The organism is Enterobacter sp. 342, from assembly GCF_036663495.1.
Classification (GTDB): domain Bacteria; phylum Pseudomonadota; class Gammaproteobacteria; order Enterobacterales; family Enterobacteriaceae; genus Enterobacter.
Genome location: NZ_JAWUEI010000002.1, coordinates 252,728 through 267,739, shown reverse-complemented (window position 1 = coordinate 267,739; position 15,012 = coordinate 252,728). Strand labels below are relative to the sequence as shown.

Here is a 15,012-nt window from a genome sequence, read left to right as displayed (position 1 = left end):
GGAACGGTCTGCGTTGTCGGGAAGATGCGTGATCTGATCCTTCAACTCAGCAAAAGTTCGATTTATTCAACAAAGCCCTGGTGCAGCTAACGCTGCAGAAATCTATAACAAGAATTCGAACAAGCTGGACTTCTACGGTAAAGCTGTAGGCGAACACCAGTGGACGACTAACGGTGATTCTAATAACAACGATACCACCTATGCCCGTATCGGTTTCAAAGGTGAAACCCAGGTTAACGACCAACTGACCGGTTACGGCCAGTGGGAATACAACATGGACGCGTCCAACGCAGAAGGCTCTCAGGGTACTAAAACCCGTCTGGCTTTCGCTGGTCTGAAAGCAGGTGAATACGGTTCATTCGATTACGGCCGTAACTACGGCGTGTTCTATGATGCGCTGGCTTCAACCGATATGCTGGTTATCTGGGGTGGCGACTCACTGGCCGCAACAGATAACTTCATGGCTGGCCGTAGCACCGGTCTGGCTACCTACCGTAACTCCAACTTCTTCGGTCTGGTTGATGGTCTGGCACTGGGCCTGCAGTACCAGGGTAAAAACGAAAACGGTCACACCACTTCTCGCCAGAATGGCGATGGCGGTAGCTACTCCCTGGGCTATGACTTCGCAGAAGGTTTCAACGTAACTGCGGCATACACTAACTCTGACCGTTCCACTAAGCAGTCTGCTGACGGTAAAGGTGAACGTGCTGAAGGTTGGGCAACGTCTCTGAAATATGATGCGAACAACGTATACGCATCTGTAATGTACGGTGAATCCCGTAACATGACTCGCGAAAATGATGACCAGTTCGCGAACAAATCACAAAACTTCGAAGCTGTAGTTCAATACCAGTTCGACTTTGGTCTGCGTCCATCCCTGGGCTATGTGCAGTCTAAAGGTAAAGACCTGACCGCCCGTACTGCTAACGGTTCTACTTTCGCTGGTGGCGATGCTGACCTGCTCAAATACATCGAAGTGGGTACCTGGTACTACTTCAACAAGAACATGAACGTTTACGCTGCGTACAAGTTCAACCTGCTGGATGATAATAAATATACCCGTGCTACAGGTCTGTCTACCGACGACCAGGCTGGTGTTGGTATCGTTTACCAGTTCTAATCAGAACACCACTTTGTTATATGCTTAATGAACAGGGCTTCGGCCCTGTTTTTTTATGCCTGACAGAAAATAATGGCGACTTTTGAAAAGCCGCACGCTTTTCGTCGCAAACGGTTGGCATTTTGTAAATCTACCGTTAACCTGATAGCGGATTTCACTTCTGTAATCACAATGGAACTTCGTCATGTTTGAGAACATTACCGCCGCTCCTGCCGACCCTATTCTGGGCCTGGCCGATCTGTTTCGTGCCGACGACCGCCCTGGCAAAATCAACCTGGGTATTGGTGTATATAAAGATGAAACCGGCAAAACTCCGGTACTGACCAGCGTTAAGAAAGCTGAGCAGTATCTGCTGGAAAACGAAACCACCAAAAACTACCTCGGTATTGATGGTATCCCTGAATTTGGTCGCTGCACCCAGGAGCTGCTGTTCGGTAAAGGCAGCGCAATTGTAAGTGACAAACGTGCCCGTACAGCACAGACCCCTGGCGGTACCGGTGCGCTGCGCGTGGCGGCGGATTTCCTTGCGAAAAACACCTCTGTTAAGCGTGTCTGGGTAAGCAACCCAAGCTGGCCGAACCACAAGAGCGTCTTTAACTCTGCGGGTCTGGAAGTGCGTGAATACGCTTACTACGACGCAGCAAACCACTCTCTCGACTTTGACGGTCTGCTGGCGAGCCTGAGCGAAGCGCAGGCGGGTGACGTGGTGTTGTTCCACGGTTGCTGCCATAACCCAACCGGCATCGATCCGACGCTTGAGCAGTGGGAACATCTGGCGAAGCTGTCCGTAGAAAAAGGCTGGCTGCCGCTGTTTGACTTTGCCTATCAGGGCTTCGCCCGTGGTCTGGAAGAAGATGCAGAAGGCCTGCGCGCGTTCGCAGCCGTGCATCAGGAGCTGATTGTCGCAAGCTCTTATTCCAAGAACTTCGGTCTGTACAATGAGCGTGTTGGTGCCTGTACGCTGGTTGCGGCAAACGAAGAGACCGTCGATCGCGCATTCAGCCAGATGAAATCTGTGATCCGCGCTAACTACTCTAACCCACCAGCACATGGTGCGTCTGTTGTTGCCACTATCCTGAGCAACGATGCGCTGCGCGCCATCTGGGAACAAGAGCTGAATGACATGCGTCAGCGTATTCAGCGCATGCGCCTGCTGTTTGTGAACACCCTGGCTGAGAAAGGCGCTGACCGCGACTTCAGTTTCATCATCAAACAGAATGGTATGTTCTCTTTCAGCGGCCTGACCAAAGAGCAGGTTCTGCGTCTGCGTGAAGAGTTCGGTGTGTACGCAGTGGCGTCTGGCCGCGTGAACGTGGCAGGCATGACGCCTGACAACATGGCACCACTGTGCGAAGCGATTGTCGCCGTACTGTAATTTGCGCCCATAAAAAAGCCTGCATTATGCAGGCTTTTTTTATTCTGGTTACCAGACAGGCATTTCATCCTGAAGGAACGGGTTATGGAGCCGTTCATATCCCAGCGTTGACATCGGACCGTGCCCAGGGATAAACGTCACATCATCGCCCAGCGGCAATAACTTCTGTTTAATCGACTGAATCAATTGCCCGTGGTCACCACGCGGAAAGTCGCTGCGTCCTACGCCACCTTTGAAAATCACATCGCCGGAAATCAGCAGACGGGACTGGTCATCAAAGAAGACGATATGGCCTGGCGTATGCCCAGGACAATGCAACACCTGTAAAGTCACATTCCCTACGTTCACACGCTCTCCTTCATTCAGCCAACGATCGGGCGTCAGAGGTTGACACTCATCAAGGCCAAACATGCGGCTTTGGGCTGGCAAACCCTGCAGCCAGAACTCATCTTCTTTTTCCGGACCGATCACCGGCACACCATAGTGCTGTGCCAGTTCCGCCGCTGCGCCGACATGGTCAAGGTGACCATGTGTCAGTAATATCTGCATCAACGTCACACCGCTGTCTGCAACTTCCTGTTTGATCTTCTCAGCGTCACCGCCGGGATCGACAAGCGCGGCCAGTTTGGTTTGTTCACACCAGATTAATGAACAATTCTGGGAGAACGCCGTAACCGGAATAATACGATAGTTCATACTGCTCCTGTGTTTCGTTATTACCAGTGCCGAACTGGACCGGTATCAATATGTACAAAGTTGCTGCTGGGGTAATATCCTACACCACCTGCACGCATAGATAACGCAGCTTTGCGAATATTGGCTAACGAAACGCCTTCAATATGGAAATCCATTGCCTGTCCCTTCGTGTGATAGCTTTTTTTCGCTACCCCGCGACTGTGGGCGCGCAGTTCATTATTGGTATCAATCGAGCGATAACCCGAAATAAGCTGCACCGGCTTGCTGGTACCCAGCAGGCCCTGAAGGCGGAAAAGCTGATCAAACAGTCCTGGATCGATGGCTTTTATTTTATTCGCGCGGTAATCACGGAAAAAGTGGTTAAGTCTTGCTAATTCATCCTGAATATAGCCTCTGCCATCGAAGAATTCCGCTTTTAGCGACTCACCAGTATGGAGATTGTTGAGCGTTAAAACTCGCGGACGAGGTGTCGAGAGGGTGGCAAATGCTGGCGTCGGCAGGATGGCCGCTGCGCCGAGCGCAACACCACCTAACGCCAGCAGTTTGCGGCGATTAGCGTCAAATTTGTCCATGATAATCAGGTCTACAGGTCAATGTTTATCGTAATATGCTTAGCGCACGAAGGGCACCTTAACTGGCAAAACCGGGTACGTCAAGGCGCCCAACCCCAGTGAATACGCGGCTTACAGCGATATTGCCCCTTATTCACCATAACTTACGACAATCATTTTTCCCGAACTGCTTCATTTACCTGATTAATTGTTCGGCTTTTGGCAAAATTTGTGCGCCGGATCGCGCGGTGAGATCATAATTGTAAATATCTGTACGATACTGAGTACGCCCGTCTTCGCCAACAAACGCGGTCAGATAGTAAAGATTGACCGGAATATTGTGTCGAATGTTAACGTACCGCGTATCCCCCTGTTTCAGGGCGTCAGAAATACGCGTATCGTTCCAGCCCGCATCCTGCAACAGCATATTGGCAAGCTCTGAGGCTTTGTTCACGCGCACACAGCCAGAACTCAGGGCGCGAGTATCTTTCTGGAACAGGTTGTGGTTCGGGGTATCGTGCAGATAGATAGCTTCTGAACTCGGCATATTGAATTTGTAGCGTCCCAGCGAGTTGTGCGCCCCTGGAGCTTGCTGGAAGCGGAAAGGCAAATTAGATGCCGTAATCGTCGACCAGTCGACCATGTACGGATCGATTGCCTCTTTGCTGTTCCATCCCCGCATAACCGTATAGCCATGACGTTCCAGGTAACCCGGATCGTTCCAGACTTTAGGCAGAATATCTTTGCGCGCCAGTGTCGGCGGCACGTTCCACGGCGGGTTAACCACCACGTTATTTAACGCACTGCTCATCATCGGCGTTTTACGATCAGGACGTCCGACAATCACGCGTGACGCCAGTACTTCGCTACCGTTCTGGTAATAGACCAGCGAATACGCAGGAATGTTAACCATGATCCCGGTAGAGAGCGTTCCCGGCAGTAAGCGCAAACGCTGGATATTGAGCGCCAGCACCCCTGCCCGCTGCGCAGGTGATACGTTCAGCCAGTCACGCGTCGACTGACCAATGACACCATCGGCCCCCAGCCCCTGCGCGGCCTGGAACTGTTTAACTGCCGCAACCAGTTCGCGATCGTAAACCGCCGGTTTGTCGCTCACGACCACCGCTTTCTTCTCTTTCACAGAGGCTGATGGACTGACCACGACGTTTTGCGGATCATCACCAGGCAGTGCAATCTTTGGCCCGCCGTCCAGAATACCGGAACGCTTTAAGATCTCACGCAGGGCAGGCACATCGCTGCTCCACTGCCCCGGACGCAGTGTCGCACTGCCACGCATTTGCGGCCATGGACGCGAATCCCCCACCAGTTCAAGAAGCGACTGGTGCAGGGTGGCATATTGCGGATGCGCTGGCGCAAGACTGGCTATAAAGCGGGGTAGATCGCCATTATCCAGAGCTAACTGCCACTGATTAATCACCGACAGTGCCGGCGTCGCCAGCTTATAAGGCTTATCACTGTACAACCAGCGGTTGCCATTGACCGGAATACCAGCCACAAACTGCAGGTAGCCCATCATCGCATCGGAAAGCACCACGTCCCGTGCTTGCCCGGTGACGGCAGGATCGGTTAACAGCTCAACCCACGCTGTAAACTGCGGCTGGAACCCGGCAATCGCCACTTCCGCCAGCTGTTGCTGAAAGGCGCGTACTGCGTCACGGTTGTCCCACATCGGTTTCATATCGCGGGCAGCATAGAGCAGCGTGAGCTGGTTGATATAGACGGGTGTGTACCCTGAAGGCAGCCCAGCGTGTAGCTGCTGACGGAGAGAGTCGACGTCGATGCCTTCAGGCAACGGCTTAATACCGGCCATAATGGCCGTTGCAGGTGACTGTTCCAGCGGTTGAGACAACGACGTTGGCTGTGCGCCTGTCGTTGCGGAGCTGTCAGTCGGTACAATTTCAGGCTCATCGGCCTGAGCGGTTAACAGCGGAGCAAACATCACTGCCAGGCATAAACTGAGCGCAGACAGCTGACGACCACATTTTTTCTTTAGCAACATCCCTTGCCCCCTGTTTTCACGACATGCCCATCACGGTGGGGCTTTCTTCTATTATAGGTAGATGGCAAATCTGTTGCCTTACCTTATGTAAAGAAGTTTAAAGATAACGCAGCCCTAAGCACAAGTTAAGTTTAAAAAAAAAGCGGCGCCAATGCGCCGCTCCCGGTCAGAAGACGCTTCAGGAAGCGTCCGCCGTGGTTTCCGGCAATGACTCTGGCGGCTGAGGGGCAAAGCCACGCAACCCAACAACGTGAACGTGTTCGCTGTTCTGGAACACCTTACGCACCAGCTTATAAGTGGTCCCTTTTTCAGGACTGATGTTTTCTGGTGCCGCAATGATGAGCTGCATATCAAGACGCTCGCAAAGCTCAAACAGCGTGGCAATAGAGCGGGCATCAAGACGCGCCGCTTCATCCAGGAACAGCAGTCGACATGGGGAGATGTCTTTGCCACGCAGGCGGCGTGCTTCATCTTCCCAGCTCTGTACCACCATCACCAGAATTGACATCCCGGTACCGATCGCTTCACCCGTAGAGAGCGCCCCCGATTCCGCACGCAGCCAGCCGTCGGAACCACGGTTAACCTCAACTTCCATTTCCAGGTAGTTACGGTAATCCAGCAACTCTTCACCGATGGTTTGCGGTGTGCGTTGCCCCATATCAATCTGCGGGTTCAGGCGCTGATACAACTTCGCCAGTGCTTCAGAGAAGGTCAGACGGTTGCTGTTGAACAGATCCTGATGCTGTTCGTGCTGCTCTGAGAGCACTTCCAGCAGCGTCGCATGGGCTTCTCGCACATTGACGTTAAGACGCACACTGTTCACCTGGCCAAACGATACGCTCTGCAGACCCTGGTTCAACTGACGAATACGGTTCTGCTCGCGCTGAATGGTTTTACGGATGATGTTCGCCACGCTGCGAGAGCTGATAGCCAGTTTCTGCTCACGAGAGGTCAACTCTTCCGTCAGACGACCCAGCTCAATTTCCATCTGTTCGATAGCTTCGACCGGATCATCGGTACGAATGATATCCTGACGAATACGCTCACGCAGATGCTGATAAACCGCCACGAAGAACTGAATTTTACGCTCTGGACGTTTCGGATCTTCCGACATACGCAGTACATCACGCAGGTGCTCGTTATCCGCCACCGCCAGACGCAACGCACCCAACGCCTTATCCGACATCGATCGCAGTTCATCGGCAGAGAGGTACGCCAGTTCACGACGGTGCAGACGACGTTCAACGTTATTGTCTTTCACCATCCGCATTACTGCGCACCAGCCCGCCTTCGCTGTCACGACCTGCTCGCGCATTTCATGGTAGTCGCGCTCCAGTTTACGCAGGCGACGCGTCAGGTTATCCATTTCTGCTTCGCAGAAGGTCAGCGCTTTTTCCAGTTGATTGCGGCGTGCACGGTTATTACTGAGCTGCGAATGCAGTTCGTCACGGCGAATACGCGCCCGTTCTTCTGCCCCGCTGTCGGCACGAACACCGATGTCCTGAAGCTCTTTCTGCAGGTCGTTTAACAGCTCTTTCTTGGTGTCGAAGGAGCTTTTCAGCGAGGCCAGCACCTGGTTGTACTGGTTCAGCTGTGCCGAGTGGCTACGCATCGCTTCGCGAGCGCGCGTACGTTCCGCTTCAGCCTGCTCAAGGCGCTGACGCAGCTTTTCATTCAGGTCGCTGTTTCCGCTCAGCATCTCAGCCGAATCGGAATAGCCGAAATGCGCACGACGCTGCACGACTTCCGTCAGGGCAAATGCCTGCTGACGCGCTTCGCGCTGCACCTGTTGCGACCAGGCATAGTCTTCTTTTAACTGCTCAAACTGTTCCGGGTCGCTCTGCAGAACAGAGACAACCGACTCCAGCTTCGCCAGTTGATTACCATGTTGCTGAATGAAACGCGCGGCTTCCTGGGCTTCATCCAGACGTTCCTGGATCTCATCCACACGATCGGCCAGGGTTTCATCCGCCAGTAGATTCAGGCGCGGCAGAATGCGGTTTAGAGCAGCAACACCCTCTTTGGCTTGTTCGAACTGAACACGGCTCTGCTGATTGTCATTTTCATGACTGGCAATGGCTCGTTCCAGTTCACCACGACGGGTATTGAGCTTACGGATTTCCGCTTCCGGGTCAGCATCAAACGCCACGCCCAGGTGGCTGCCGATAAAGCGGCTAAATGCCTGGTGCAGACGCTGGGTTTTCTGCACGTCAAACGACAATGTCGCAAAACGTTCAGACAATGTTTCTCGCTCGGCGTGCAAACTTTCAATGCGGCTTTCACGGGCAGCGCGGCCAAACAGTGGCAGCTCAGGGAAGCGTGAATAACGCCACTGACGATCAGCGATTTTCACCACGACCGCTTTTTCCAGCTCGTCGACACTGAAGACGCTGTCATCGAATGACTGCGGATCCCCTTCGATCAAATAGAGATCTTCCGGGCAATCTTCCAGACCAGCAAGCTGCTCGGAAACCAGCGACAAATCCGGCACCACAATCGCGTTACGCGACGGGCCATAAAGGGCTGAGAAGTACGGAGCATCGTCCAGACCGACATCGTCATAAATCTCGGACAACAGTACGCCACCGAAACGTTCAGCCAGCGTATTCAAACGCGGATCTTCCGCACCACCCGGCTGGCTTAAGCGTTCAATCTCTTCATCAACGTCACGTTTACGCGCGCCCACTTCATCACGCTCAACAATGGCCTCGCGCTCGCGCTCCAGCAGTTGCTGCAGGTATTCGGTTACTTCCTGGCTGGACGTAAACTCTTCGCCGCACTGCTCGCTGAGCTGGTTCAGGCTACTTTGCGCCGCCAGCCAGACGGGGGCACGCTGCAACAGAGTTTGAGAACGAGACTGAAGCTGTTCCATCTCCTGACGCAGGGTCATACGCTGTTCACTGGCGCTGGAGACGGTGTCGGAGAGTGCGGCGATACGCGCTTCCAGCTCCTGATGCAGAGCCTCAAGATCGTCGATATCGTAATTTTTACCCTGGCGCTTGCAGAACTCTGCCAGCAAACGCTCCGCTTCCTGTTGCTCGCGCAGACGCTGTTCCAGCTCGTTCAGGCGCATACGCAGTGGCTGCACCTGCTCGGCCAGATGACGTTGGTTCACGCCATCTCGCAACAATTCACGTGCGATGTCCCATGCTTCATTGCGCGCCAGCGGGCCGTTGATTGCCACAACCAGTTGATACGCCTGCTCAAACTGACTGTGTGCCGTTTGCGCGACGCTCATTTTCTGATCGAGAGAGAGCAGCTTCTCGGTCGCTTCCTGCTCTTTAGCCTGGAAGGTATCCAGCCACTCATCAGCGCTTTCTGGTGTCAGATCAGGCAGATGACACAGCTCTTTTGCACGCTGTAACGCCTGCAATGCCTGTGTGTACTGAATTGCACGCGTCTGCTGCACATCCAGCGCCTGCTGGTAATCAGCAAGCTGGCTTTTCAGCTCATCCACTTCCAGTTCGGCGGCTTCAGCGCGGGCTTCGTTCTCTTCCTGCATGTCGGCGGCTTCAGCCACCACTTCATTCTGTTCTTCGAGACGAATTTGCAGCTCATCGAGGTCCGCTTCGTAGCGTTCGATTTTCTCCTGCTGACGCAGTGCGGTCTGCACCAGATTCAGGTGATCGCTGGCCGCCTGGTAATCCGCTTCCAGATCGCCCTCAGCACCGGTGTGTTCGCCCAGCTCGCGCGCCATTTCGACGTGCTTGTACTGCTCGGCCACCAGCTGTTTACGGGAGGTAAACAGCTCGCGACGGTACTCTAATGCCTGATCGAGATGCACGCGGCGTTCGTTGGCGTGACGCATATAGTCCGCCGCCACGTAGTTAGTGGCCTCGCTGATCAGGTGTTTAAACAGGTCACGGTCAGACTGGGTAACGCGAATCGCTTCCAGCGTCATGCGGTTTTCACGCAGCGCGGCTTCCATATCCTGGAAGGCCTTACGCACGCCACTGTTTTCCGGCAGCAGGTAGTCGCGCAGGGAGCGGGTAATGGCGCTGGAGATACCGCCGTACAGCGACGCTTCGATCAGACGGTAGTATTTGCTACGGTCTGATGCCGTGCGCAAACGACGCGCCACCACGCCCAGATCGAACATCAGCGAGTGGTAATCGGTAATAGAGTTGAACTGCTTGAACTGCACGCCTTCGATGGCTTCGAGCTTGTCTTTCAGCTCCTGCAGCGTCAGCACGCGCGCCTGGCGCTCGTTCAGGGTTTCCGTTAGCAGCGCCGTCGGCTGCATAGATGTTGGCAACCCCTGGATCGCAAATGGTTTGATATCCACTTTACGGTCGCGACCAGCGACCTGCTGCAGGCGCACGCCCACCACCACACGCTGATGGCGGGAGTTAATGACGTCCAGCACCGAATAGCAGACGCCAGCTTTCAGCTTACCGTGCAGACCTTTATCACGGGAGCCGCTTGTTGCCCCCGCTTCGGTGGTGTTACGGAAGTGAAGCAGCGTCAGATCGGGAATCAGCGCCGTAACAAACGCCGCCATGGTGGTGGATTTACCCGCACCGTTACCGCCAGAGAGCGTCGTGACCAACTCATCCAGATCGAACGTTCGGGCGAAGAAGCCGTTCCAGTTAATCAGCGTTAGTGAGCGAAATTTACCGCGTTCAATCATTACTCTTCCTCCCCGCTATCCGGCAGATTCTCTTCATGCTCATCATTGAGCTGCAAATGGTTTTCCACCGGCATCGCTTCACCATCGCGGATCATGCGAAGCTGCGCCTCACGCGCGTCATCGCCCGTACGCACATCGGCGCCGAAGCGGAAGACAGATTCCGTAATGCGGAATTTGCTGCTGTCGTGGCCCATAAACCAGACCATACCCAGACGACGCAGACGGTTCAGGGAAGAACGAACTTTTTCCTGTAATTTCTGACGATCGAGATCCGAACCCGTGGAGCGGTTGTTCACCAGCTTAAGCAGCTTGCTCTCATCTGCCAGCGTCAACAGCTCGTCGTAAAGTTCCTGCTGGGTGAAGATCCCTTCATTCGCCAGACGTTCCGGGCTGAGATAGAGATAGCAAAGAATTTTGCCGACCATCATATCCAGCTCGGAGAGCACGGAGCGCGGAATCAACGTCGTGGAGCGTGGACGCAGGTAGAAAAACCCTTCCGGTGCGCGGATAAGCTCCACGTTATAGCGTGCATAAAACTCTTCCAGGTACTCCTGGAAGTCCATCAAAAAGGCGTGATTATCCAGCTCGTCTAAGCCAATGTGACGACCGGCACGCAGCTGGCTGTCCAGCGCCGGAAATAACGGATTCGCCAGCGCCTGTGCCAGCTTAACTGGCATCACTTGTTCAATATTTGTCAATGACATGCGCCTGTACCTTGGCTCCGTAATCGTTAATTGGCTGCCACTTCGGCGGCAGTCCGGTGAAATCTGCTTGTGCAACACCCAGGCGCACCGCCTGGTCTACCACAATGCGGGCAACATCGAAGTGGCGTGCACGAGGATATTGCGCCAGATAGTCGCGCACCACGAGACCAAGATCCAGCGGCACTTGTCTGGTTTTGTAGACAGCGAGCTGTTCTTCGATCATGGCCGCAAGTTGCTCACGAATTTCGTTGAATTCTTCGTATTCCAGATCCGGTGGCAGTTCACCGGTAACCTCTTCATCACGCAGCGCCATCTCTTCGTCGCGCATATCCAGCAGACGATCGGCATTGGCGTAGGTCAGCGCCCACGGCGCATCGAAATAGGTCTGCACAGACTGACGCAGACGCTGGGCAAAGACGCGGTTTTTATCCATATCAATCGCGGTACGGATAAATTTATGCACATGGCGGTCGTAGCCGATCCACAGGTCGATCGACTGCTGTCCCCAGCTAATAATGCGATCGAGTTTACTCTGCAAATCAAAGACCAGACGGTCGACAAAATGCAGATCGTCATGTGCCATGGTCGCATCCTGAATGCGTAGCAGGTTGGCCTGGAGCTTGTCCCCTGCGGCTTCCAGCGTATCCTGCAGCTCACGCAGCGTGCCGGACGTTTCCGACAGCAACAGTTCGCAGCTGGAGATGGCCGCGCGCCAGTCTTTGTTCAACAGTTGCGCGATATCGTCCTTCACCTGCTGCTGCTGTTCGTCCATCAGACGCTGAGTCAGATCGATACTGTCGAAAATCTCCGCTACCGAGTATTTCAGCGGTGCGTAAACATTGCGGTGCCAGTGGAATTCGTCACCGTTTTCATCCGCAGCATCGGCGGCACGCTTAAGTTCACCCGCAACAATCGAGAGCTGCATGGAAAGACGCAGCGTGGAAAATTCACGCTGGCGAATGTAGTAATCGGTGATGCCGATGCCCAGTGGCGTCAGGCGATAGATGGCGTTTCCTTCCGCCTGCTCGCTGGTAAAGCGGTTCAGCAGACGTTGACGCACCATATCGTTGATTGCGTTGTTGGCACGCACGCTAATGGTTTCGCTGGTTTGCTCAAACGCATCACTTACATGGCGGAACGCGTCCACCAGTTCACCCTCGCTCATTTCACCATCCAGCCGTTCGCCGTTCAGCGTGGCAACCGCCAGCAGGAAAGAGAGTCTGTCTACCGGCAGCGAGATGGAGAAATCGTTTTTCCTGGCCCAGGCAACCAGTTCGGGGACTGTCTGGGAAAATTCACTCATAGGTTATCCTTGCATCTGCGGCTTGTGCGCGGTGACGTGAATATAGCGGCCAAGGCTGATAAAAGGCTCCTGACGGCAATACCGCGTTTCTAATTCTGTTAAGGTGTCAAAACAGTCACGCTGTTTGTGTTTTTCACGCAGATAATCATGAAACACCCTGACGCCCGTCTTCCCAACGATCTGCCAGCCAATCTCTTCCAGCCAGCCGTACACCTGCTGTGGATCACGCGGATAGTCCGGGGAAAGCGTGCGCTTTTTCTTTTTTGGCATCCCGACCTGAACATAGTCGAAGTTACCTGCAACCATGTTATGCATCAGGAAGCCGTTAGCATTGTAGAACATCAGCGACAGTGTGCCGCCCGGGCGTAACATCGACCACAGTGTTTGTAACACGCTTTGCGGATCGGCAACCCACTCCAGCACCGCATGAAACAATATCAGATCAACCTGGGTTTCCAAATGCTGTGAGATATCCTGAGCGGCGCATTGTATAAAATGCATGTTGTCGCTCACACCTTTCTCTTCTGCTGCACGCGTCGCACGGGCGACCATTTCAGCAGAAAGATCGCAAAGCGTGACGTGATGACCGCGCTCGGCCATTTTTATCGCCGTCTGCCCTTCACCGCCGCCGGCGTCCAGCACACGCAACGTTTGACCGCCAAAGGTGGCAAGAATGTTGTCCAGATCCTGCCAGAGGATCGTCTGACGTAGCTGCCCTTTCGTGGTGCCATAAATGTTGCGCGAAAATTTTTCCGCGATGTCATCAAAATTGCGATCCCGCATTGGGAGAGTTCCACTCGCTAACTGCAAAACCGCTATTTTGTCACACCCGCGCGGAGAATGAACCTCTCTGGTGTAATATCACGGGTAATCACCTGCTATATGGTCAAAAAAGGAACCAAAAAGGATGCTTTTTACCCTTAAGAAATACATTGGAGGGATGATGCTTCCCCTTCCTCTGTTGCTCATCATCATCGCGCTGGGGCTGGCGCTGGTCTGGTTCAGTCGCTTTCAGAGAAGCGGCAAAACGCTTATCACGCTAGGCTGGTTTGTCTTACTGCTGTTGAGCCTGCAACCGGTCGCGGATGGCCTGTTACGCCCTATCGAAAATAAGTACCCGACATGGCAGGGAAATCAGAAAGTGGCGTACATCGTGGTACTGGGAGGCGGATATACCTGGGATCCAGACTGGGCCCCAAGTTCTAACCTGATCAACAATAGCTTGCCACGGTTAAACGAAGGTATTCGCCTGTGGCTTGCGAACCCGGGATCAAAAATGATCTTCACCGGTGCTGCAGCAAAAACCAATCCGATCAGTACGGCTGAAGCAGGGGCCAGAGTCGCAGAATCACTCGGTGTACCACGATCCGCTATCATCACCCTGGACAGCCCAAAAGATACCGAAGAAGAGGCGGCAGCAGTGAAGCAGGCGATTGGCGATGTCCCGTTCTTACTGGTGACCTCCGCCTCACACCTGCCACGAGCGATGATTTTCTTTGAAAAACAAGGTCTGCACCCGCTTCCCGCACCAGCAAACCAGATGGCCATCGATGCCCCGCTCAACCCATGGGAACGGGCAATCCCGTCCCCGGCGTGGCTGATGCATAGCGATCGCGTCGGTTATGAGACGCTTGGACGCCTCTGGCAGTGGCTGAAAGGTTCCTCAGGCGAGCCAGGGCAAGAGTGATTTTGTCGCCAGATCGAAGTTTGCGCGATTGAAACGCCCGGTATTGACCAGTTGCGCGACTTCATCCCAGAGCAGATAAAGCCAGCGTCGCCAGAGAAAGGCTTCCGCAACGGGCGCGCGTTGAAGGTAGTGCCAAAGTAAACCTTCCGCCGCCCCGCTGTCGCTGAGCCTGAATAACTCATATTCGCGCGGAGCCCAGAGCATGATCCCCGGTCCGACCATCGCCAGAAGCTGATCGCTGCGGGAATCTTTTAGCATACTGCGCAGGGTAAAATTACCGTGGATCAGCACGCAGTTATCATTAAAGCCTTCAAACAGCGCCGGTAAGCACTCGCGGGTGCGAAACAGAATACGTTTGTCCTGCATAGTTAAACCGGTGTTATTGAACTGGTTAAGCGTCCCCCATAGCACTTCAACCCGCTGGCGATACCACAATGGCCACAGGTTTTCCTGGGTACTGTCAACCGGACCAACAAGTCCACGGCTATCCTGACGGTGCCAGGCCAGCAACCCCTCGACAATCTGGTCCTTCAGCTGTTCCCAGCGTTCCGGCGTGCGCGCTGGCGCTTCAACAGGCACGCCACGCAAACGCTCTATCAGCAGTACGTCCGGGCCGGGGTGTTCCTCATGGGTCATCACGCCGTACACCGTTGGCATACGGACGGTCCCCTCCCGTGCCAGCATCGACATTTTCCACGCAAGCTGCCTGGCAACACCCGGCGAGGTAAAACTTCTGGCCATCAGTGGCATTGGGTTACCCTGACTGTCATATAACGACCAGAGCGCGGTATCGGCCTTTTCACTCACGCACTCAACCCGGCTTAACTTCTCGCCTAGCAGATGGCTAAGTTCGGCACGCAACTGTTCCATATGAGATTACCCCCATCAAGACTACTGCTTTTATAATGAGCGCGCAGAATGAAGAT

11 protein-coding genes are annotated in these 15,012 nt (G+C 54.1%); 3 read left to right on the top strand and 8 right to left on the bottom strand.

Annotated elements, in window-relative coordinates; genetic code table 11:
- The first annotated feature begins 64 nt into the window (after positions 1-64).
- Positions 65-1,120 (top strand): porin, encoded by a 1,056-nt coding sequence (locus V6E55_RS03250; RefSeq protein ID WP_316942161.1) that lies wholly within the window; start codon positions 65-67, stop codon positions 1,118-1,120.
- Positions 1,121-1,304: 184 nt separating this feature from the next.
- Positions 1,305-2,495 carry an aspartate transaminase gene (gene aspC / locus V6E55_RS03245; RefSeq protein WP_047346900.1) on the top strand — a complete coding sequence of 397 codons (1,191 nt, stop codon included), beginning with the start codon at positions 1,305-1,307 and terminating at the stop codon, positions 2,493-2,495.
- 48 nt (positions 2,496-2,543) lie between these two features.
- On the opposite strand, the gene V6E55_RS03240 is transcribed toward aspC, so the two are convergent.
- The 7 genes from V6E55_RS03240 to cmoM form a co-directional block, all read right to left on the bottom strand.
- Entirely contained in the window at positions 2,544-3,191 is a 648-nt protein-coding gene (locus V6E55_RS03240) for an MBL fold metallo-hydrolase (protein WP_025755996.1), read from the bottom strand.
- A gap of 20 nt (positions 3,192-3,211) precedes the next feature.
- Entirely contained in the window at positions 3,212-3,763 is a 552-nt protein-coding gene (locus tag V6E55_RS03235; RefSeq protein WP_168112384.1) for a YcbK family protein, read from the bottom strand.
- Positions 3,764-3,938: 175 nt separating this feature from the next.
- Positions 3,939-5,762 carry a L,D-transpeptidase gene (gene ldtD, locus V6E55_RS03230; protein ID WP_316942158.1) on the bottom strand — a complete coding sequence of 608 codons (1,824 nt, stop codon included), beginning with the start codon at positions 5,760-5,762 and terminating at the stop codon, positions 3,939-3,941.
- A gap of 178 nt (positions 5,763-5,940) precedes the next feature.
- A complete protein-coding gene (gene mukB, locus V6E55_RS03225) occupies positions 5,941-10,392 on the bottom strand; it encodes a chromosome partition protein MukB (protein ID WP_236920390.1) in 4,452 nt (1,483 codons plus the stop codon).
- Positions 10,392-11,096, bottom strand: coding sequence for a chromosome partition protein MukE (gene mukE, locus V6E55_RS03220; protein WP_028019236.1), 705 nt, complete (start codon positions 11,094-11,096; stop codon positions 10,392-10,394). Before mukE ends, mukB begins: the two co-directional genes overlap by 1 nt.
- Positions 11,077-12,399, bottom strand: coding sequence for a chromosome partition protein MukF (gene mukF, locus V6E55_RS03215; protein WP_028019237.1), 1,323 nt, complete (start codon positions 12,397-12,399; stop codon positions 11,077-11,079). Before mukF ends, mukE begins: the two co-directional genes overlap by 20 nt.
- A 3-nt stretch (positions 12,400-12,402) precedes the next feature.
- A complete protein-coding gene (gene cmoM / locus V6E55_RS03210; RefSeq protein ID WP_028019238.1) occupies positions 12,403-13,182 on the bottom strand; it encodes a tRNA uridine 5-oxyacetic acid(34) methyltransferase CmoM in 780 nt (259 codons plus the stop codon).
- A 124-nt stretch (positions 13,183-13,306) separates the two neighbouring features.
- On the opposite strand from cmoM, the gene elyC reads away from it, so the two are divergent.
- Complete coding sequence (gene elyC / locus V6E55_RS03205) at positions 13,307-14,086, top strand: envelope biogenesis factor ElyC (RefSeq protein WP_114978555.1); 780 nt, start codon at positions 13,307-13,309, stop codon at positions 14,084-14,086.
- Here the strand turns inward: elyC and V6E55_RS03200 are convergent.
- Complete coding sequence (locus tag V6E55_RS03200; protein WP_114978554.1) at positions 14,063-14,956, bottom strand: YcbJ family phosphotransferase; 894 nt, start codon at positions 14,954-14,956, stop codon at positions 14,063-14,065. The two genes, elyC and V6E55_RS03200, sit on opposite strands and share 24 nt — an antisense overlap.
- Positions 14,957-15,012 lie beyond the last annotated feature (56 nt).

Bases quoted from the DNA above. Each gene is read 5' to 3' on its own strand.
- aspC (WP_047346900.1), top strand. From the start codon at position 1,305: ATGTTTGAGAACATTACCGCCGCTCCTGCCGACCCTATTCTGGGCCTG.
- V6E55_RS03240 (WP_025755996.1), bottom strand. From the start codon at position 3,191: ATGAACTATCGTATTATTCCGGTTACGGCGTTCTCCCAGAATTGTTCA.
- V6E55_RS03235 (WP_168112384.1), bottom strand. From the start codon at position 3,763: ATGGACAAATTTGACGCTAATCGCCGCAAACTGCTGGCGTTAGGTGGT.
- ldtD (WP_316942158.1), bottom strand. From the start codon at position 5,762: ATGTTGCTAAAGAAAAAATGTGGTCGTCAGCTGTCTGCGCTCAGTTTA.
- mukB (WP_236920390.1), bottom strand. From the start codon at position 10,392: ATGATTGAACGCGGTAAATTTCGCTCACTAACGCTGATTAACTGGAAC.
- mukE (WP_028019236.1), bottom strand. From the start codon at position 11,096: ATGTCATTGACAAATATTGAACAAGTGATGCCAGTTAAGCTGGCACAG.
- mukF (WP_028019237.1), bottom strand. From the start codon at position 12,399: ATGAGTGAATTTTCCCAGACAGTCCCCGAACTGGTTGCCTGGGCCAGG.
- cmoM (WP_028019238.1), bottom strand. From the start codon at position 13,182: ATGCGGGATCGCAATTTTGATGACATCGCGGAAAAATTTTCGCGCAAC.
- elyC (WP_114978555.1), top strand. From the start codon at position 13,307: ATGCTTTTTACCCTTAAGAAATACATTGGAGGGATGATGCTTCCCCTT.
- V6E55_RS03200 (WP_114978554.1), bottom strand. From the start codon at position 14,956: ATGGAACAGTTGCGTGCCGAACTTAGCCATCTGCTAGGCGAGAAGTTA.